The organism is Streptomyces sp. ISL-66, from assembly GCF_018614135.1.
GTDB lineage: Bacteria > Actinomycetota > Actinomycetes > Streptomycetales > Streptomycetaceae > Streptomyces.
In genome coordinates this window covers 57,177-75,413 of sequence record NZ_JAGGOW010000009.1, presented here as the reverse complement: position 1 = coordinate 75,413, position 18,237 = coordinate 57,177, and the positions used below count along the sequence as shown (strand labels likewise).

General features: G+C 73.5%; 15 protein-coding genes. 6 read left to right on the top strand and 9 right to left on the bottom strand.

Going from position 1 to position 18,237, the window contains the following annotated elements; genetic code table 11:
• Positions 1–128: 128 nt before the first annotated feature.
• The 7 genes from J7E97_RS02365 to J7E97_RS02335 all read right to left on the bottom strand — a co-directional run bounded on the left by J7E97_RS02365 (position 129) and on the right by J7E97_RS02335 (position 8,339).
• Positions 129–1,151: an N-acetylglucosamine kinase gene (locus J7E97_RS02365; RefSeq protein ID WP_215021646.1), complete on the bottom strand. Its 1,023-nt coding sequence runs from the start codon at positions 1,149–1,151 to the stop codon at positions 129–131.
• The gene (locus J7E97_RS02360) at positions 1,142–2,407 is read right to left on the bottom strand and encodes a 6-phospho-beta-glucosidase (RefSeq protein WP_215021644.1); all 1,266 of its coding nucleotides are present in this window, start codon (positions 2,405–2,407) and stop codon (positions 1,142–1,144) included. Before J7E97_RS02360 ends, J7E97_RS02365 begins: the two co-directional genes overlap by 10 nt.
• A gap of 5 nt (positions 2,408–2,412) precedes the next feature.
• The gene (locus tag J7E97_RS02355; RefSeq protein WP_215021642.1) at positions 2,413–3,330 is read right to left on the bottom strand and encodes a carbohydrate ABC transporter permease; all 918 of its coding nucleotides are present in this window, start codon (positions 3,328–3,330) and stop codon (positions 2,413–2,415) included.
• Between the two features lie 5 nt (positions 3,331–3,335).
• Complete coding sequence (locus J7E97_RS02350) at positions 3,336–4,295, bottom strand: carbohydrate ABC transporter permease (RefSeq protein WP_215021640.1); 960 nt, start codon at positions 4,293–4,295, stop codon at positions 3,336–3,338.
• A gap of 6 nt (positions 4,296–4,301) precedes the next feature.
• Positions 4,302–5,636: an ABC transporter substrate-binding protein gene (locus tag J7E97_RS02345; protein ID WP_215021639.1), complete on the bottom strand. Its 1,335-nt coding sequence runs from the start codon at positions 5,634–5,636 to the stop codon at positions 4,302–4,304.
• Positions 5,637–5,784: 148 nt separating this feature from the next.
• Entirely contained in the window at positions 5,785–7,029 is a 1,245-nt protein-coding gene (locus J7E97_RS02340; protein WP_215021637.1) for an ROK family transcriptional regulator, read from the bottom strand.
• A 218-nt stretch (positions 7,030–7,247) separates the two neighbouring features.
• Positions 7,248–8,339, bottom strand: a complete 1,092-nt coding sequence (locus tag J7E97_RS02335) for a mechanosensitive ion channel family protein (RefSeq protein ID WP_215021634.1) — start codon at positions 8,337–8,339, stop codon at positions 7,248–7,250.
• Positions 8,340–8,600: 261 nt separating this feature from the next.
• Between J7E97_RS02335 and J7E97_RS02330 the strand changes: the two genes are divergently transcribed.
• Entirely contained in the window at positions 8,601–9,140 is a 540-nt protein-coding gene (locus tag J7E97_RS02330) for an HNH endonuclease (protein WP_215021633.1), read from the top strand.
• A gap of 593 nt (positions 9,141–9,733) precedes the next feature.
• Here J7E97_RS02330 and J7E97_RS02325 read toward each other — a convergent pair.
• The gene (locus J7E97_RS02325; RefSeq protein ID WP_215021631.1) at positions 9,734–12,760 is read right to left on the bottom strand and encodes a beta-N-acetylglucosaminidase domain-containing protein; all 3,027 of its coding nucleotides are present in this window, start codon (positions 12,758–12,760) and stop codon (positions 9,734–9,736) included.
• A 202-nt stretch (positions 12,761–12,962) separates the two neighbouring features.
• Between J7E97_RS02325 and J7E97_RS02320 the strand changes: the two genes are divergently transcribed.
• Genes J7E97_RS02320 through J7E97_RS02310 form a run of 3 tightly spaced genes read left to right on the top strand, consistent with a single transcriptional unit; the run spans position 12,963 to position 15,472 of the window.
• Positions 12,963–13,169: a hypothetical protein gene (locus J7E97_RS02320; protein ID WP_374224099.1), complete on the top strand. Its 207-nt coding sequence runs from the start codon at positions 12,963–12,965 to the stop codon at positions 13,167–13,169.
• A gap of 12 nt (positions 13,170–13,181) precedes the next feature.
• The gene (locus J7E97_RS02315; RefSeq protein WP_215021627.1) at positions 13,182–15,212 is read left to right on the top strand and encodes a 4-alpha-glucanotransferase; all 2,031 of its coding nucleotides are present in this window, start codon (positions 13,182–13,184) and stop codon (positions 15,210–15,212) included.
• Positions 15,213–15,232: 20 nt separating this feature from the next.
• Positions 15,233–15,472: a hypothetical protein gene (locus tag J7E97_RS02310; RefSeq protein WP_215021624.1), complete on the top strand. Its 240-nt coding sequence runs from the start codon at positions 15,233–15,235 to the stop codon at positions 15,470–15,472.
• Between the two features lie 157 nt (positions 15,473–15,629).
• Here J7E97_RS02310 and J7E97_RS02305 read toward each other — a convergent pair whose 3' ends face one another.
• A complete protein-coding gene (locus J7E97_RS02305; protein WP_215021623.1) occupies positions 15,630–16,139 on the bottom strand; it encodes a MarR family winged helix-turn-helix transcriptional regulator in 510 nt (169 codons plus the stop codon).
• 177 nt (positions 16,140–16,316) lie between these two features.
• On the opposite strand from J7E97_RS02305, the gene J7E97_RS02300 reads away from it, so the two are divergent.
• Positions 16,317–17,261: an EamA family transporter gene (locus J7E97_RS02300; protein WP_215021622.1), complete on the top strand. Its 945-nt coding sequence runs from the start codon at positions 16,317–16,319 to the stop codon at positions 17,259–17,261.
• A 41-nt stretch (positions 17,262–17,302) separates the two neighbouring features.
• Positions 17,303–18,229 (top strand): DMT family transporter, encoded by a 927-nt coding sequence (locus J7E97_RS02295; protein ID WP_374224098.1) that lies wholly within the window; start codon positions 17,303–17,305, stop codon positions 18,227–18,229.
• Positions 18,230–18,237: the final 8 nt, after the last annotated feature.

Genomic DNA, 18,237 nt, shown 5'->3' with positions numbered 1-18,237 from the left:
CGGTCCGTGACCCCCACGCGGCGGACCGCCCGTGGGACACCACCCCACCGGCGCCCCCGTCACTCCCTCACCGTCAATACGCCCCGGCGGCCGCCATGGTTCCGGACCGGCCCCGCCCGGCCCCGGGTTCACCCGAAATGGGCACGGAGCTTCCCGTAGGCCCCGGGGCCCGCCCCGAGCGCGTCCAGGCCCAGCAGTCCGGCGCCCAGCACCGGCGGGGCGCTCACCACGGACGGCCGGGCGTAGGGGGCCCGCTCGGCCAGCATCGCCTCGATCCGCCCGTTGAGCTGCGGATGCCGCGCCGTCAGCACGCTGCCCCCCAGCAGCACGGGTGCCTCCTCGGCCAGCAGGCCCAGCCGCTCCAGCGCCACCGACGCGAGCGCCACCACCTCGTCGGCCTGCCGCTCCACGAGGGCCGAGGCCACCGGGTCGCCGGCCGCGGCCACCGCGAACAGCACCGGCACCAGCTCGTGGACCCGGCCGGGCGCGATCGTGCCCAGGTGCACCGCCTCGATCAGCTCGTACATGGAGCCGAGGCCGAAGTGGTCCGCCAGCGCCCCCGCCAGCGCGGTCGGGCCGCCGCGGCCGTCCTCGGCCCGCGCCGCCCACCACATGGCCTCGGCGGCGAGCCCGCCACCGCCGCCCCAGTCGCCGGAGATCTGCCCGAGCGCCGGGAAGCGGGCCGTGCGCCCGTCGGGCAGCATGCCCACGCAGTTGATGCCGGCCCCGCACACCACCGCGACCCCGCGCGGTCCCCCGGCCGCCGACAGCCCGGCCCGCAGGATCGCGAAGGTGTCGTTGCGGACCTCGGTGGCCGCGCCCCAGCCGCGCGCGCGGATGGAGTCCGCGAGCCGGCGCTCCTCCACCGGCAGATCGGCGTTGGCCAGACACGCCGCGACCCGGGCGGCGTACGGGACTCCGGGCGCGAGCCGGGGCAGTCCGGCGGCCTCGGCCGCCTCGGCGACGGCCCGCCCCAGGACGTCCACCGCCGCCTCCACGCCGACGCGCGGGGGCTGGAAGCCGCCCGCGCGCCCGAAGCCGAGGACCGTGCCGTCCGCGGCGATCAGCGCCACGTCCGTCTTGCTGTTCCCCGCGTCGACGGCGAGGACCGCCGCGGCCGGCGGTGGGGGAACGGGCCGGCTCACGCCCATGCCAGATGCTCCTTGTTGTGCGCGAGGAGCCGGTCGGTCAGCCCCTCGGCGAGGTCGAACTGGCCGACCAGCGGGTGGGCCAGCAGGGCCTTGAACACCCGCTCGCGGCCGCCGCGCACGGCCGCGTCCAGCGCGAGGTCCTCGTACGCCGTCACGTGGGAGACCAGACCGGCGAACAGCGGGTCCAGCCGGGACACGGCCAGCGGCGTCGGTCCGGAGCGGTCCACCCGGGCCTGCACCTCGATGACCGCGTCGTCCGGGAGGAACGCGAGGGTCCCGTTGTTCAGCGTGTTGACCACCTGGACGGCGCTGCCGCCGTCGCCCAGCAGGGCGGCGGCCAGGTCCACGGCGGCCTCCGAGTAGAAGGCGCCGCCACGCTTGGCCAGCAGTTCCGGCTTCTCGTCGAGCGCGGGGTCCGCGTACAGGCCGAGCAGTTCCTTCTCCATCGCGGCGACCTCGGCGGCCCGCGAGGGCTTGGTGCCGAGCTCCCGGACGACCTCGTCGTGCGCGTAGAAGTAGCGCAGGTAGTACGAGGGGACCACGCCGAGCCGGTCCAGGACCGCGCGCGGCAGGCGCAGGTCCGCGGCGATGGCCTCGCCGTGCGCGGCCAGCAGCCGCGGCAGCAGGTTCTCGCCCTGCGGGCCGCCCTTGCGGACGCCCAGCTCCCACGTGAGGTGGTTGAGGCCCACGTGGTCGAGGTGGATGTCGGCCGGCGTCAGGTCCAGCATCGCCGCGAACCTGCGCTGGAAGCCGATGGCGACGTTGCACAGCCCGACCGCCTTGTGCCCGGCCTGGAGCAGGGCGCGGGTGACGATCCCGACCGGATTGGTGAAGTCGATGATCCAGGCGTCCGGATTGCCGCGCCGGACCCGCTCCGCGATGTCGAGGACCACCGGGACCGTCCGCAGGGCCTTGGCCAGGCCGCCCGCACCGGTGGTCTCCTGCCCGACGCAGCCGCACTCCAGCGGCCAGGTCTCGTCCTTCAGGCGGGCCGCCTGCCCGCCGATGCGCAGCTGGAGGAGGACCGCGTCGGCGTCGGCCACTCCCGCGTCGAGGTCGGAGGTGGTGGTGATCAGCCCCGGGTGCTCCTGCTTGGCGAAGATCCGCCGGGCCAGGCCGCCGATCAGCTCAAGGCGTTCGGCGGCCGGGTCGATCAGCACCAGCTCGCTGATGGGCAGGGTGTCGCGCAGTCGCGCGAATCCGTCGATCAGCTCGGGGGTGTAGGTGGAACCGCCGCCCACCACTGCGAGTTTCATCGTGACTAGCCTTTCACTCCGGTCAGGGTGACGCCTTCGACGAACGCCTTCTGGGCGAAGAAGAAGAGGACGATCACCGGGGCCATGACCAGCACGGTCGCCGCCATGGTCAGGTTCCAGTTGGTGTGGTGGGCGCCCTTGAAGGACTCCAGTCCGTAGCTGAGGGTCCAGGCGGCCGGGTTGTCGGACGCGTAGATCTGCGGGCCGAAGTAGTCGTTCCAGGCGGAAAAGAACTGGAACAGCGCGACGGCCGCGATCCCCGGCTTCGCCATCGGCAGCACCACGCGCAGCAGCGTGCGGAGCTCGCCGCAGCCGTCGACCTTGGCCGCGTCCAGGTACTCGTCCGGGATGGTCAGCAGGAACTGGCGCAGCAGGAAGATGGAGAAGGCGTCGCCGAAGGCCATCGGGATGATCAGCGGCCACAGCGTGCCGGACAGGTCCAGCTGCTTCGCCCAGAACAGGTACATCGGGATGACGACCACCTGGGGCGGCAGCATCATCATGGCGATGACCAGCAGCAGCGACAGCCGCCGGCCGCGGAAGCGGAACTTGGCGAGCGCGTAGGCGACGGGCACCGAGGAGACCACGGTCAAGAGTGTGCCGAGGCCCGCGTACAGCAGGGTGTTGCGCCACCAGGTCAGGAAACCGGGGGTGTTCCACACCTTCGCGTAGTTCCCCCAGTCCCAGGTGTGCGGCCACAGGTCGCGGGTCAGGGCCTGCTGGTCGCTCATCACCGAGGTCAGGAAGAGGAAGACGAACGGCAGGACGAAGAAGAGCGCCGCCGCGACGCCGAGGGAGTGCACGGCGACCCAGTGCAGGGCGGCCCGGCGGCGCGCGGTGCGCACCGCCCGCGCCGAATCCGGTGTGCCGGGTGCGGCGGGACGCGCGGTCCGCTGCGTGCGGCTGATGGTTGTCGGGCTCATGATTCTCAGTCCCCTGCCTCGATCAGCCCGCCGCGCCGCCGCATCAGCAGCGCGGTGAAGGCCATGGAGAGGGCGAACAGCACCAGGGCGACCACGCACGCGGTGCCGTAGTCGAAGCGCTGGAAGCCGACGTTGTAGATGACCTGGGGCAGCGTCAGCGTGGACTTGTCGGGGTACCCGGGCTCGAACTGCTGTCCCGAGCCGCCGATCACACCGGACGCCACCTTCCCCGCCACCAGGGGCTGCGTGTAGTACTGCATGGCCTGGATGACTCCGGTGACCACGGCGAACAGGATGATCGGGGAGATGTTCGGCAGGGTGATGTGGCGGAACCGCGCCGGCGCCCCGGCCCCGTCCAGCTCGGCGGCCTCGTACTGCTCGCGCGGTACGTCGAGCAGGGCGGCCATGAAGATGACCATCAGGTCGCCCACCCCCCACACGGCGAGCGCGGTCAGCGCGGGTTTGGACCAGTCCGCGTCGGTGAACCAGCCGGGCGTGCCCAGCCCGACCGAGTCCAGCAGGACGTTGACCGGGCCGGTGCCGGGGTTGAGCAGGAACACGAAGGCCAGGGTCGCGGCCACCGGCGGGGCCAGGTAGGGCAGGTAGAACAGGGTGCGGAAGACGCCCGTACCCAGCTTGATCTTGGTGATGAGCAGGCCGATGCCGAGGCCGAAGGCGACGCGGCAGGCGACCATCACCACGACCAGCCACAGGGTGTTGCTCATGGCCGGCCAGAACATCGGGGAATCGGTGAAGACGTACGACCAGTTCTCCAGGCCGTTGAAGACGGGCGGGCGGAAGCCGTCGTACTTGGTGAAGGAGAAGTAGACGGTGGAGAGCAGCGGGTAGGCGAAGAAGACGCTGAACCCGATCAGCCAGGGCGACATGAAGGCCGCCGTCCGGAGCGCCGACCTGCGGCGCTTCGAACGCAGCTCCGGGGAGACGGCGGTGCCGTTCGCGTTCATCGGGGCCTACTTCGCCTTCGCGATGTCCGTGTCGATCTGCTGGTCGGTCTTGGCGAGACCGGCCGGGATGTCCGCGACCTCGCCCTTCTCGACCGCGTACGCGAAGTCCGTGAAGGTCAGCTGGTAGGTGCCGCCGTCGACCTGCGCGGGAGTGGTGTTCGACTTCGGGTGCTTGGCGATGTCGATGAACGTCTTGAACTCCGGGGTCACCTGGAGCCTGGGGGACTCCAGCGCGGCCAGCGTGGACGGCACGTTGTGGATGGCGTTCGCGAAGTCCACGACCGCGTCGGTGTCGGTGGTCATGTACCTGGTCAGCTCCCAGGCGGCGTTCTGCTTCTTGCTGCCCGAGGCGATGCCCATGATCGTGCCGGCGAGGTAGCCCTTGCCGTAGTCGGCGATCTGGTCGTCCGGGACGGGCAGCGGCGCGGTCGCGATCTCGAACTTGGCACCGGCCTCCTTCGCCATGGCGGCCCGCCACTCGCCGTCGATCTGCATGGCCACCAGGCCCAGGTGGAAGGGATGCTCAGCGCTCCACTCGTCGCCGAAGGTGGTGCGGAACTTCTCCAGCTTGTCGTAGCCGCCGAGCTTGGTGACCAGGTCCTTCTGCGCCGTCAGCATCTTCGCGAAGGCGGGGTCCTTGGCCAGGTTCGATTTGCCGTCGGCGCCGAAGTACGAGGGGCTCCACTGGGCGGCCAGGCGCTGCGGGGCGGTCTCGTAGCCGTGGTAGGTGGGCATGATGCCGAGCTGCTCGTACGAATCGCCCTTGGCCACCGTCAGCTTCTGCGCGGCCGCCTCGAACTGGCTCCAGGTCTTGGGCGCTTCGGTGATGCCGGCGGCGTCGAAGGCGGTCTTGTTGTAGACGAGGCCGTACGCGTCGTTCAGCAGCGGCAGCGTGCACTGGTTGCCCTTGAACTGGGTGTACTCCAGCAGGGACTTGGGGAAGACCTTGGTCTTGTCGACCCCGGACTTCTCGAGGAAGGGGTTCAGGTCGGCGAAGGCGCCGGTGTTGCAGAACTTGCCGACGCTGTCGGTGGTGAAGGAGGCGACCACGTCGGGGGCCTTGTCGCCGCCCGCGCGCAGCGCCTGGTTGGTCTTGTCGTCCGTCATGTTGCCCGTGACGTTGACCTTGATGTTCGGGTGCGCCTTCTGGAACCGGGCGATGTTGTCCTCGATCGCCTTGATCTCGCTGGGGGCCGACCAGCCGTGCCAGAAGTTGAGGGTGACGTCCTTGTCCGGGTCGTTGGAGGCCGTGTTGGACGCGGAGCCCGTACACGCGGAGGCGAGTACGGATATCGCGGCGACGGCGGTGGCGGCGGCGGTCAGGCGGCGGAATCTGGGCATGACGGAGTCACTCTCTGCGCGGGGGGACTTCCTGGAGGTGGTGCGGGGAGGACGAACGGGTCCTGCGGGGGCGGGGGGTGCGGAGGTGCGGAACGTGGGGGTGGTGCGGGTCCGGCGTGCTGCGTGCCGCGTCCGGCAGTGGTGCGGTTCAGCGGCGCGAGGTGTCGAAGACCTCGTCGCGGGTGGCGGCCAGGGCGCTCTCCAGCGCCCCGCGCAGCACGGGCCGTTCCCGTACCTCGCCGGACACCAGCAGGGGCCGGGACGGTGCGAGGTCGGCGAGCTCCGCTTCGATGAGCTCGCGCAGCGGTTCCCCGCCCGCGATGGTCACCGCCCCGGAGAGGACCACGATCTCCGGGTCCAGTACGGCGACCAGCGAGGCGAGACCGGTGGTGAGCGCGGTGGCGTACTCGCGCAGGAGCAGCAGGTTGGCCCCCTCGGGCGCGGCGGCCGCCTGGGACAGCAGCGCGGCGGCCCGCTCGACCATCGCCCCGGCCTCGGCGCCGTGCACGGCGCCGTGCACCGATCCGGACGCGGCGGTCGGCGGGGCCTCGATGCCGAGGCGCGCGGCCATGGCCGGCAGCACCTGTACGCCGGCCAGTTCCTGGTAGCCGCCGGAGTTGATCCGCGTGACCTGGCGGACGAGCGGGTGCCCGGGGACCGGCAGGAAGCCGACCTCGCCCGCGCCGCCGGTCCAGCCCCGGTGCAGCCGGCCGCCGAGGACGAGGGCGGCGCCGAGGCCCTCCTCGTTCCACAGCAGGACGAAGTCCTCGTGGCCGCGGGCGGCGCCCAGGCGCTGCTCGGCGACGGCGGCGAGGTTCACGTCGTTCTCGTACTCGACCGGCATGGGCAGGGCGGCCGCGAGCTCGTCGAGGAGCGTGGGGGACTGCCAGCCCACGAGGTGGTCGGCGTAGCGCAGCACCCCGGTGCGGGGGTCGAAGGAGCCGGGGGTCGCGATGACCACCCGGTGGATGTCGGCGAGGTGCAGCCCGGCGTCCTTGACGGCTTCGCCGAGGGCGCGGGTGACCTGCGCGACCGGTCCGGTGCCCTCGGAGTACGCGAGTTCGTGGCTGCCGATCACCTCGCCGGTGAGGTCGGCGACGGAGGCGAGGATCCGCCCTGGGGTGACGTCCAGTCCGGCCACGTGGGCGGCGCGCGCGTTGACCGCGTAGAGCTGGGCGTTGGGGCCGGGGCGGCCGGCGGCGGTGCCGGTGGCGACGACCAGACCGGCGGCCTCCAGCCGGGCCAGCAGCTGGGAGGCCGTGGGCTTGGAGAGGCCGGTGAGGTGCCCGATCCGGGTCCGCGACAGCGGACCGTGCGTCAGCAGGAGCTCGAGGGCGGCCCGGTCGTTCAGGGCGCGCAACAGGCTGGGCGTACCGGGGGTGGCGGCGGGCATGGGGTTTTTTCTCCCTCACCGAGGTGAACTGTTAGGTAAGTTTCCTATTGGTGAGGGGGTGTGTCAATGGCACTGACCGTCCCATACTCCGGTCGTCGGCTCCGATACTCCGGTCGTCGGCTCCGGGTGTCGCCTCCGGTCGCCGCCGCCGATCCGACACGCCGCTGCCCCCGCGGAGGAAACCTGCGGGGGCAGCGGGACGGGAAGGGAGCCGGGCGCTACTTGGTGATCCTGGGACCGGTGCCGCCGGCGGCCGGCGGCGGGATCGGCGCCGTCGCCAGGGACTGCGGCGAGGTCGGGTTGGCCAGCGCCGAGGGAGCGTCGACGGCGGCGGCCGGGTCGGCCGGGGCCTCGTCCTCGTCGGCGGCCGGCGCACCGCCGACTATCCCGATGCCCGCGGCGTCGAAGGCGTCCTTGATGCGCCAGCGCAGTTCCCGCTCCACGGCGAACTGCTGGCCCGGCATCGTCTTGGCCGAGACCTTCACCGTCATCGAGGCCAGCAGCACCTCGTCCAGGCCCAGCACCTCCACCGGACCCCACAGCCGCTCGTCCCACGGGGACTCCTTGGCGAGGGTGTCGGCGATGACCTGGACCACCTCGCGGATGCGGGAGAGGCTCTCGGTCGGCTTGACCTGCACGGCCACCCCGGCCGTGGCCCAGCCCTGGCTGAGGTTGCCGATCCGCTTGATCTCGCCGTTGCGGACGTACCAGATCTCGCCGTTGTCACCGCGGAGCTTCGTGACGCGCAGACCCACCTCGACGACCTCGCCCGAGGCCACGCCGGCGTCGATCTTGTCGCCGACGCCGTACTGGTCCTCAAGGATCATGAACACGCCGGAGAGGAAGTCCGTGACCAGGTTCCGGGCGCCGAAACCGATCGCCACACCGGCCACACCCGCACTGGCGAGCAGCGGGCCCAGATTGATGTCGAGCGCGCCGAGCACCATCAGCCCGGCCGTGCCGAGGATCAGGAACGAGGCCACCGAGCGCAGGACCGAGCCGATCGCCTCGGACCGCTGACGGCGCCGCTCGGCATTGACCAGCAGCCCGCCCAGGGCGGTTCCCTCGACGGCGGCCGCGCCGCGGTTCATCCGGGTGATCAGCTTGGTCAGCGACTTCCTGACCACCGAACGCAGGGCGAAGGCGATGACCAGGATGAGGAGGATCCGCAGGCCCAGATACAGCCATCCGGCCCAGTTCTCCTCGATGAAGCTGGCGGCGTTGGTGACGTTCTCGTGGGTCTCTCTGATCGTTTCGGACGCGTCCGGGTTGTCGGCTGCGAGGGGTAGCAGGGCGGCAGGCCTGGGCACGGCGGGGAACCTCCAGATGTAGCGTCCTGCCCCCGGAAGTGGGGTGGGGGCAGACCAACCACACTAACGGGGCACCGGACCGAGGTTGTTGCCGTGTTCGAGGGAGAGACCAGACTCACGCGGGGATGAAGCGGGTGTGGTCGAAAACACCTCGGACCCGTTACGGGCGCGTGGTGGCGCTTCGACCAGCCGTAAGGGGAGACTGGAAAGCAGATCGTCCCGGCGCGAGCCACGCGCCGCCGACGTACAAGGAGGCAGTCCGTGCCGCACGTCCTGGTCCTCAACGCGTCGTACGAGCCCCTCGGCGTCGTACCGCTCCGCCGCGCGCTCGTCCTCGTCCTGGAGAACAAAGCGGTCTCCTTGGAAGAATCCGGCGCCTTTCTGCACAGCGCGACAAGGGCCGTCCCCGCTCCCAGCGTGGTCCGGCTCAAGCGCTTCGTGCGGGTCCCCTACCGGGGGCCCGTTCCGCTCACCCGGCGCGCGTTGTTCGCGCGGGACGGCGGCCGCTGCATGTACTGCGGAGCCGTCGCCACGAGCGTCGACCACGTCGTCCCCCGCAGCCGGGGCGGCCAGCACGCGTGGGACAACGTCGTCGCCGCCTGCCGCCGCTGCAACCACGTCAAAGCCGACCGGCACCTGGTGGACCTCGGCTGGCGGCTGCGGCACCAGCCGGCCCCGCCGTCCGGGCTGGCGTGGCGGATCATCGGGACGGGGCACCGGGATCCGCGGTGGATGCCGTATCTGGAGCCTTACGGGGCGGAGGATGCGCTGGAGCGCATCGGGGTGTCGGTGGCGTCCTGATCCCGCCGCGGCGCTCGACGCGGTGCTCGCACCGGGCGGCGCCCCTGACGGGCCTTCCCGGCTTCGCCGCGCTGCGCCGGATTCCGTCCGGCGGGGCCTGATTCGGGGAATCCCGCCGTGTGGTGCGGTGCGGGGGCCGGTGGGCGGGTGCGGGTGGGTGCGCCGCTGCGCGGGGCCTGGTCCCCTACCCGCCCTTCCACCGTTCCCCGGGCTCCGCCCGGACCCGAGTGCCCCGGGGCTCCGCCCCGGACCCGCCCCGGGGTTTGCTCGGACCCGAGTGACCCGGAGCGCCGCGGGCCCCGCCCGCCCGAGAGACCGGGAGCTGCGCCCCAGATCCCACCTCGGGCTCCGCCCGGGACCCGGCCTCGGGTTCTGCTCGGGCGTGGGAGACCCGGGGTTGCGCCCCGGACCCGGCTCCGGGCTCGGCGCAGCCCCGCGAGAGCCGGGGCTGCGCCCCGGACCCGCGCGTCAGTCCCCCCAGCTACCGCTGCGAGCGGCCCCCGGCGGGGCCGGCGTGTAGCCCCCCGGAGCGGGCCCGTGCGTGGGCCACGGCGTGGGGTCTTCCTCGGGCCCGGCGGCAGTCGGCGGGTGGGCTAAGGGGATACCGCGAAGGCTTCGGCGGTGAGGAGGCTGCAGCCGAAGCGGGTGGCCCGGGTTTCGCACGTGACGCGGAGGAACCTCGTGTCCGGTGGCGCGGCGGGGAGGTGGATCGTGTCGACGCCGCCCGTCGAGGAGACCGTCGTCGACGGGTGCCAGGTGGTGCCGTCCGGGGACGTCTCCACCCGGAAGCGGGACGGGTACGCCTCCTGCCAGGCCAGCCGCAGCAGGCCGACGCGGGCCGGGGCCGGGAGCTCCGCCTGCCACCAGGCTCCGTCGGCCGCCGGGGACGACCAGCGCGTGGTGGGGGAGTCGTCCAGCGCGCCCGAGGCCGGGAAGTCCGGGGTCTCGTCCGCGGAGGACGTGGCGCGGGCGCCCCGCAGCAGGTTCGGGCCCGCCGTGCGCGGGAAGGCGCGGACCGTCAGCGTGCGGGTCTGCGCGCCGAAGGTCACCGGGACCTCGTAGGTGCCCGGCGCCGTGCCGGCCGCCACCGCGACCTCCACCGGGACGCTGACCTTCGTACCGCGCGGGGCCACCGCACTCTCCGGGACGCGGACCTCGATGCCCGGCGGCGCCGCCGCCGACAGCGGCCCGCGGACCTCGCCGGGCCGCAGCGCGGACAGCTCCGCCGGGACCCGCAGGGCGGGCCCGCCGATCTCCGCGTCCACGGACCGCGCCAGCTCGAAGCGGGCCTCGGGGCCGTCCGCCGTCCACGGGACCACGCCGTGCACGGCCGGAGCCGGGCCCGACCAGGTGAGCCGGACCGCGTCGGCCCGCAGGCCGCCCACGTCCGCCTGGGTCCAGCCCGACGCCGCCGCTTCGGCGACCTTGCGCCAGCCCTCGCCCGGTACGTGTGCTTCGACCGCCGCGCCCCGGCTCCCGGGCGGCAGCGGGTCGGTCATGACGGTCACCGTCGACACCGGGCGGACCTCCGGCAGCCGGACCGTCCAGGAGTCCGCCGACTCGGATACGGTGCCCTCCGCCGCCCGGGCCGCGCCCGTCCACGCGTCGGCCTCGGCCGCCGCCCTGGCGAGGAAGGGGTCCAGCACCGCCTTGTCCACCCGGACGGTGTCCGCCTCGGGCGCCAGCGCCTTGCGCGCGGCGGCCAGGCCCCGCGAGGACTGCCAGGCGGCCGCCCCGTCCCCGCGGGCCTGCGCCTGGAGGACGTCGAGGGCCAGCTCGCCGGCTGCTCCGTAGCGGGCGAGCCGCGACAGCCAGGGGCCCGCCTCCTCGGCGAGGCCCGGCAGCCGGTCGGGGGCCTCGCGCAGCACCCGGAACGCGGCCCGCAGCCGGTCGCCGGCGGCCGGGTCGCCGGCGGCCCGGGTCCGCCAGAACTCCTCGACCAGCGGGACCAGGTAGGCCGATTCCGGCTGGGCGAGGCCGGAGGAGGTGGTGTTCCCGGCCAGCGCGGCCAGCGCCTCCGCGGCCTTCGGGTCCGGTCCCGCGAGATCGGCGACGGCCGCCGCCCAGGAGGCGGCGGCCCGGTAGCCGCGCGGGTTCCACGTGAAGTCCGCCGCCGTGAACAGCGGGATGCGGGACAACGTGCCCTGTGACATCGCGTTGGCCAGTACGCCGGCCGACCCGCCCGCCACCGCCGGGTCCCGCCCCGCGTACGGGCCGAGGAAGATCCGGCCCGGATCCCAGTCGTTCACCGGGTAGTTGTCCATGGTGACCAGCGGGTGCCCGAGCGCGGAACGGGCCCCGGCCACCTCGCGCCCGGTGATCGTGCGCGGCAGCACCCCGACGCCCGTCCACGCGACCTCGACCCGGCCGTCCAGCGCCCCGGCCAGCGCGGTCCGGTAGGCCGTCGCGCCCTCCTGGTAGTACTCCGTCGGCAGCAGGGACAACGCCGGCGCCCCCGGGTACCGCACGGCCAGGTGCGCGGCCAGTTCGCCCGCGACCTCCGCGTGCGCCTTCGCGGCCGCCGCCGGGCCCTTCCCGTAGCGCTCCCGGTCGGCCCGGCAGCCCCACTCGGTGTAGCTGACGTCCTGGAACTGGAGCTGGAACGCCCTGAATCCGAGGTCCCACATGGCGTCGGCCTTGCGGGCGAGCGCCGCCCGGTCGGCCGAGCGGGACAGGCACATCGACTGTCCGGGCGCCACCGCCCAGGCCAGCACGACCTTGTTGGCGCGGGCCCGCTCGGCCAGCGTCCGCAGCTCCGCGGCCTGTTCGGCCGGGTAGTCCCGGCGCCAGTCCGTGGTCCGGTACGGGTCGTCGCCGGGGGCGAGCAGCAGCCGGTTCTGCTTGGTGCGGCCCATGAAGTCGACCTGCGCGAGCCGCTGCTCCGCCGTCCACGCGGTGCCGTAGAAGCCCTCGGTGATGCCGCGTACGGGTGCGGACGGCCAGTCCCGCACCACCACGCCGGGAACCTTCCCCGAGCCCGGGGCGATCAGCTGACGCAGCGTCTGCGCGGCGTGGAACAGCCCGTCCTCGCCCGTGCCGGCCAGCGCGACCGTGTCCCGTCCCGCGGTCCGGCCCACCGCCAGCCGGTACCCGCCGGGCGGCAGGTCCTCCGCTCCGGTCGCGCCCAGCTCGCGCAACGCCCGCTCCGCGTCGGGTCCTTGGAGCCGTACCACAGGGATCAGCTCGGGCATCGGCTGTCCGTCGGCCCGCTCGTGCAGGGTCCGTACGCCGGCCCCGCGCAGGGCCTCGCGGACCACCTGGGCGGCGTACGGGTCCGCGTCCGCGGGCAGGACCAGCACGGCCTCGGCACCCAGCGCCACTTCGCGCGCCGGGTCGGCGGCCATCGACTGCGGCCGCGGCCATACGGCGGGCCCCGCCTCGGCGGTCCGCGCCGGATCCGCGCCCGGACCGGCCGCTGGCGCGGTCCCCGCAGTGGGCGGGGGCGGGGGCACGGGCGAAGGGGAGGGTGCGGGGTCGAGGCCGGGCGCGAGCCCGGGAGCCGAGGGAGAGTTGGGCGCCGCGAAGGCGCCGGGCGGGCCCACGGCCACCGAGCCGCCCAGCAGCGTCCCGATGACGGCGACGGCCGCGGCCGTGGCCCGTTTGCTGCCCCTGAGCTGCACGGAGCCCCCCGTCCCGAGTCGTCCCCCGCTCCTACGAACGAGCCCGAGCCCACCATCCGTATGGCCGGAGTGTCAACGTCTGCGGGTGATCTGACCGGGATGCACCGGGAATGCGATGCACCCGATTGGGTATGGCTGCCATGTCCTCGAGCGGTGTTCCATGATTCTGACCGATCCTCACGCACAAAGGAGTGCCCCGCCCGTGAACACCGCCGACGCCTGCATACCCCGCCCGCCGCTCGCCCACCTGCCCGCGCAGGGCGGGCCCGCCGAAGGGCCCCTGACGAGCGAACCCCCGCTCGCCGACTCCGCACACGCGCCGCTGACCAGCGAGCCCCCGCTCACCGACGAGGCCCCGCTGACCAGCGAACCGACCACCTCCGCTGCGGCCGCCGCCGCGGGTGACTAGAGAAGGATCCTGATGGACGACCTCGCCCGGCTCGCGGCCCTGTACGGCGTCGCCACCACCTATCAGCCGGCCGAGGACGTCACCGTCCGGGTCCCGGAGTCCACCGTGGCCGCCGTGCTGCGGCACCTGGGGGCCGACACCGGCACCCCGGAGTCGCTGCGCGCGCGGCTGGCCGGGGTCGAACACGAAGCGGCGTACCGGCTCTTGCCGCGGGTGCTGGTGTGGTGGGCGGGTTCCAAAGCGCCCGTGGAGCTGGGCGTCCTGCCGCCCGGGACCCTGCTCCGGCTGGAGCCGGAGCAGGGTGGACCCGGCGGGGCCGAGGAGGCGGCGGGGGCCGCGGAGCTCTGGCCGGAGGGGGCGGGGGAACCGCCGCTCGGCGTGCACCGGGTGCACGCCGAGGCCCCCGACGGCCGCACCGCGACCGCCACGCTGATCGTCGCCCCCGACCGGGCCCCGGCGGCGCCGGAGCGCGCCCACGGGCTCCTCGTCCAGCTGTACTCGCTGCTCTCCGAGCGTTCCTGGGGCATGGGGGACCTCGGCGACCTCGCGGAGCTGGCGAGTTGGGCGGGCCGGGTCCAGGGAGCCGGCTTCATCCAGGTCAACCCGCTGCACGCGGCCGTCACCGGGACCCCGACCGACCCCTCCCCCTACCGGCCCTCCTCGCGCCGCTTCCCCGACCCGGTGCACCTGCGGATCGAGGACGTCGCCGAGTACGCCGACTGCCCGGAGCGGGCCGCCCTCGCCGAACTGGCGGAAGCGGGCGCCCTGTTGCGGCGCGAGGTGCTGGAGAAGGGGGCGCTGATCGACCGGGACGCCGTCTGGGCCCTCAAGCGGTCGGCCCTGGAACTGCTCTACGCCGTCCCGCGCTCACCCGAACGGGAGGCGGCCTACGGGAACTTCCGCGCCGAGCAGGGCGCGGAGCTGGACCGGCACGCCGCCTGGTGCGCCGCGCACGCCGGGGACGACCCCGAGACGGGGGCCGGCTTCCACCGCTGGCTGGTCTGGCTGACGGACATCCAGCTCACCGCCGCCCAGCAGGCCGCCAAGGAGGCCGGGATGGCGGTCGGCATCGTGCACGACCTGGCCGTCGGCGTGCACCCGGAGGGCTCGGACGCCTCAGGTCCGCCCCACTACGCCAAGGGCGTCTCCGTGGGCGCCCCGCCCGACGCCTTCAACGCGCGCGGCCAGGACTGGGGGCTGCCACCCTGGCGCCCCGACCGGCTGGCCGAGACCGGGTACGAGCCCTTCCGGGCCCTGCTGCGCGGAGTGTTCCGGTACGCGGGAGCCCTGCGCATCGACCACGTCATGGGACTCTTCCGCCTCTGGTGGATCCCCGAGGGAACCCCGCCCGCCGAAGGCGCGTACGTCGCGTACGACGGGGAGGCGATGCTCGCCCTGCTGGTCCTGGAGGCCCACCGGGCCGGAGCCCTGGTCATCGGCGAGGACCTCGGCACCGTGCAGCCGGGAGTCCGTCAGGCACTGGCCCGGCGCGGGGTGCTGGGCACCTCGGTGCTCTGGTTCGAGCGGGACTGGGCCGGCGACGGGGAGCCGCTGGAACCGGCGCGCTGGCGGGCCGACTGCCTGGCCACGGCCACCACCCACGATCTGCCGCCCACGGCCGCCAAGCTGGCCGGCTCCCACGTGGAACTGCGCGACCGGCTCGGCCTGCTGACCCGACCGCTGGAGCGGGAGCGCGCCGAGGACGCCGCGGACACCGCGCGCTGGCTGGACGTACTGGAGGACCTCGGCCTGGACACCAAGGGCGAGGAGGCCGCCGTACGGGCCCTGTACGGGTTCCTGCTGCGCACCCCGGCCCGGCTGGTCGGGGTCTGGCTGCCCGACGCGGTGGGGGACCGGCGGCCGCAGAACCTGCCCGGCACCTGGGACCAGTACCCCAATTGGCGGCTGCCGCTCGCCGACGCGGAGGGCCGGCCGCTGACCTTGGAGGCGCTGGCCGCCTCCCCGCGCGCGAACGCCCTGCTGAGCGCGGTGCGGACCGGGGCGGGTACCCGTACGGCACCCCCGGGCGCGCGGGTCGTTTAGGTGTTCGCTACGTTTGCACCGTGGACAAGAAGAACGCTCTGCGCGCCGGCGCCGTCACGGCCGGAACGACGCTGATGATGCTGCTGATGACGTCTCCCGCCCTCGCGGCCACCCGCGACGACGGCGACGACCCGGGTCCGGGCCTGAGCGTCGCCGAGACGCTCGGCCTGTACGTGGCCGCGCCGCTCGTGCTGTTCCTGGTCATCGCCGGTCTGGTGATGGTCGGCGACAAGTCGCGCAAGCAGCCGACGGAGAGCTGACCCGGCGAGCGGAACTCCCTCCGGGGGTCTCGCTCCACTCGAACCTTCCGGGGCGCCGGGGGTCCACACGGACCTCCGGCGCTTCGTCATGCCCGGGATCCGACCGCCGTCCCCGGCCCCTCCCCGGGCCCCGCCCCTCCCCGGGCCCCCGGTCCCGCTACGGAACCCCGGCCAGCAGCTTGCGCAGGAGCGCGGTGAGCGTCCGGACCTCGTCCTCGTCCAGCGTGGTGAGGACGGCGTGCTGGACCTCCAGGCCCGCCGTGACCGCCTCGTCGACGAGCGCGAGGCCCCGCTCGGTGAGCGTCACCTTGAGCCCCCGCCGGTCGTGCGGATCGGGCGCGCGGCACAGCAGCCCGGCCTTCTCCAGCTTGTCCAGCCGACCCGTCATGCCCCCCGTCGTGAGCATGAGGGTGGCCGACAGCTCGCGTGGCGAGAGGGTGTACGGGGCTCCGGAACGCCGCAGCGTGGCGACGACGTCGAACTCGCCGCGCGAGATCCCGTAGCGGTTGTAGGTCCGCTCCATCTCGTCGCCCATGGCCTTGGTGATCCGGTAGATCCGGCCGAAGACGGCCATGGGGGTCGTGTCCAGGTCCGGTCGCACGTCGTACCACTGGGCGGTGATCGCGTCGACGGCGTCCGTGTCGGGCGCGGGCGTGTGCTCGGTCATGAGTCGCAGTATCCGGCTTCCGCTTGGTCGTTCGCAAGAAAGTTACTTGACGATAAGTAGCTTAGCGCTAAGCTACTTACGAGCGACCTACTCGGGAGAGAAGCGCCGCCCCTCCGTCTCCGTCTGGACCTTCCACCCGGACCCCGCGTTCCTCACCTGCCCGAGGAGTCACCCGCCGTGAACCGTGCCGCGACCATCGCCCTCACCGCACTCGCCCCCATCTCCTGGGGCTCGACCTACGCCGTGGCCTCCGAGCTGCTGCCGCCCGACCGGCCGCTGTTCACCGGCGCGATGCGGGCCCTGCCCGCGGGGCTGCTGCTGACCGCCCTCGCCCGGACCCTGCCCAAGGGTCAGTGGTGGTGGAAGTCCGCCGTCCTGGGCGGACTCAACATCGGCGTCTTCCTCCCCCTGCTGTTCCTCTCCGCCTACCGCCTGCCCGGCGGCGTCGCGGCCGTACTGGGCTCCGCCGGCCCGCTGTTCGTCGTGGGGCTGGCCGCCGTCCTGCTGGGGGAGCGGGCGCGGCTGCGGACCGTCCTCGCGGCCGTCACGGCGGCCTTCGGCGTGAGCATGGTGGTGCTGACCGCGGAGGCGGAGCTGGACCTGATCGGCGTCGTGGCGGGGGTGGTGTCCTCCGCGTCGATGGGCGCGGGCACCGTCATGACCAAGCGGTGGGGCCGACCGGAGGGCGCCGGCCCGCTGGCCATGGCCGGCTGGCAGCTCACCGCCGGCGGCTTGATGATCATCCCGATCGCCGCGCTGGTGGAGGGTGCGCCGCCGGCGCTCGACGGCAAGGCCTTCCTCGGCTACGGCTACATGATGCTGATCAACACCGGCATCGCGTACTGGCTCTGGTTCCGCGGCATCGGGCAGCTCACCGCCACCTCCGTCACCCTCCTGGGCCCGCTCTCCCCGCTGACCGCCGCCGTCATCGGCTGGGCCGCGCTGGGGCAGGCGCTCACGCCGGTGCAGATGCTGGGCATGGCGATCGCCTTCGGTGCCACCGTCGCGGGGCAGCTGGCGGCGGCCGGGGCCGCGCGACCCGAGAAGACACCATTCAGTTCTACTGAAGAAACCGATCGAAATGTTTCGATGGACCTGACGGGTGAAGGGGTGCGACGGTAGGCCGACGATCGACACACCGAACCCCGAGGGGGAGACGAACAGTGGCCGTCATGGACCGGGTCCGTACCGTTACGCAGGATGCCGAAGGCACGGGGAGGAAGAAGGGGGCCGCCGGCCTCGGCGTGCTCCTCGCCCTGCTCGCGACGGTCGTGTGGTCCGGCAGCTTCGTCGCCACCCGGGGCATGGCGGACAGCGTCCCGCCCGTCCAGGCCGTCTTCTGGCGCTGGACCATCGCCGCCGTCGCCGTCGCCCCCTTCGCCGCCCGGCAGGCCTGGCGGCAGCGGGCGCTGATCCGCGAGCACTTCGGCTACATCGCCCTCGCCACGCTGTTCGGCGTCACCCTCTACAACACCCTCGTGCACCAGGCCGGACTGACCACCTCGGCCTCCAACATGGGCATGATCATGGCGGCCTCGCCGGTCGTCATGGCCCTGTACGCCCGGCTCGGCGGCGAACGGCTCGGCGCCCGGCGCACCTTCGGACTCGCCCTCGCCGCCCTCGGCGTGCTGCTCCTGGTCGGCAAGGGCTCGATCCGCTTCGACTTCACCGCCGGCGACCTGTGGATGTTCGGCGCGGCCCTGTCCTTCGCCACGTACAGCGCGCTCCTCAAGCGCAAGCCCGCCGAACTGGGCGGCCTCGCCTTCCTGATCACCACCTTCGTCCTCGGCGCCCTGATGCTGGCCCCCGCCTACGCCGTGTCCGTCCGCGTGCAGGGCGGCTTCGAGGTCACCCCCTCCACCGCCGGAATGCTGCTCTACGTCGGCGTCTTCTCCTCCGCCGTCGCCTTCTTCGCCTGGAACAGGGCCGTCTCGATCATCGGGGCCGCCCGCGCCGGAGTCGTCTACTACCTCCAGCCGGTCTGCGTCGCGGGCCTCGGCCTCCTCCTCATCGGGGAGCGGACCGGCCCGGCGCAACTGCTGTGCATGGCGCTGATCCTGGGCGGCGTGGGCCTGGGTGCACGGCGGTAGGTTCGGTC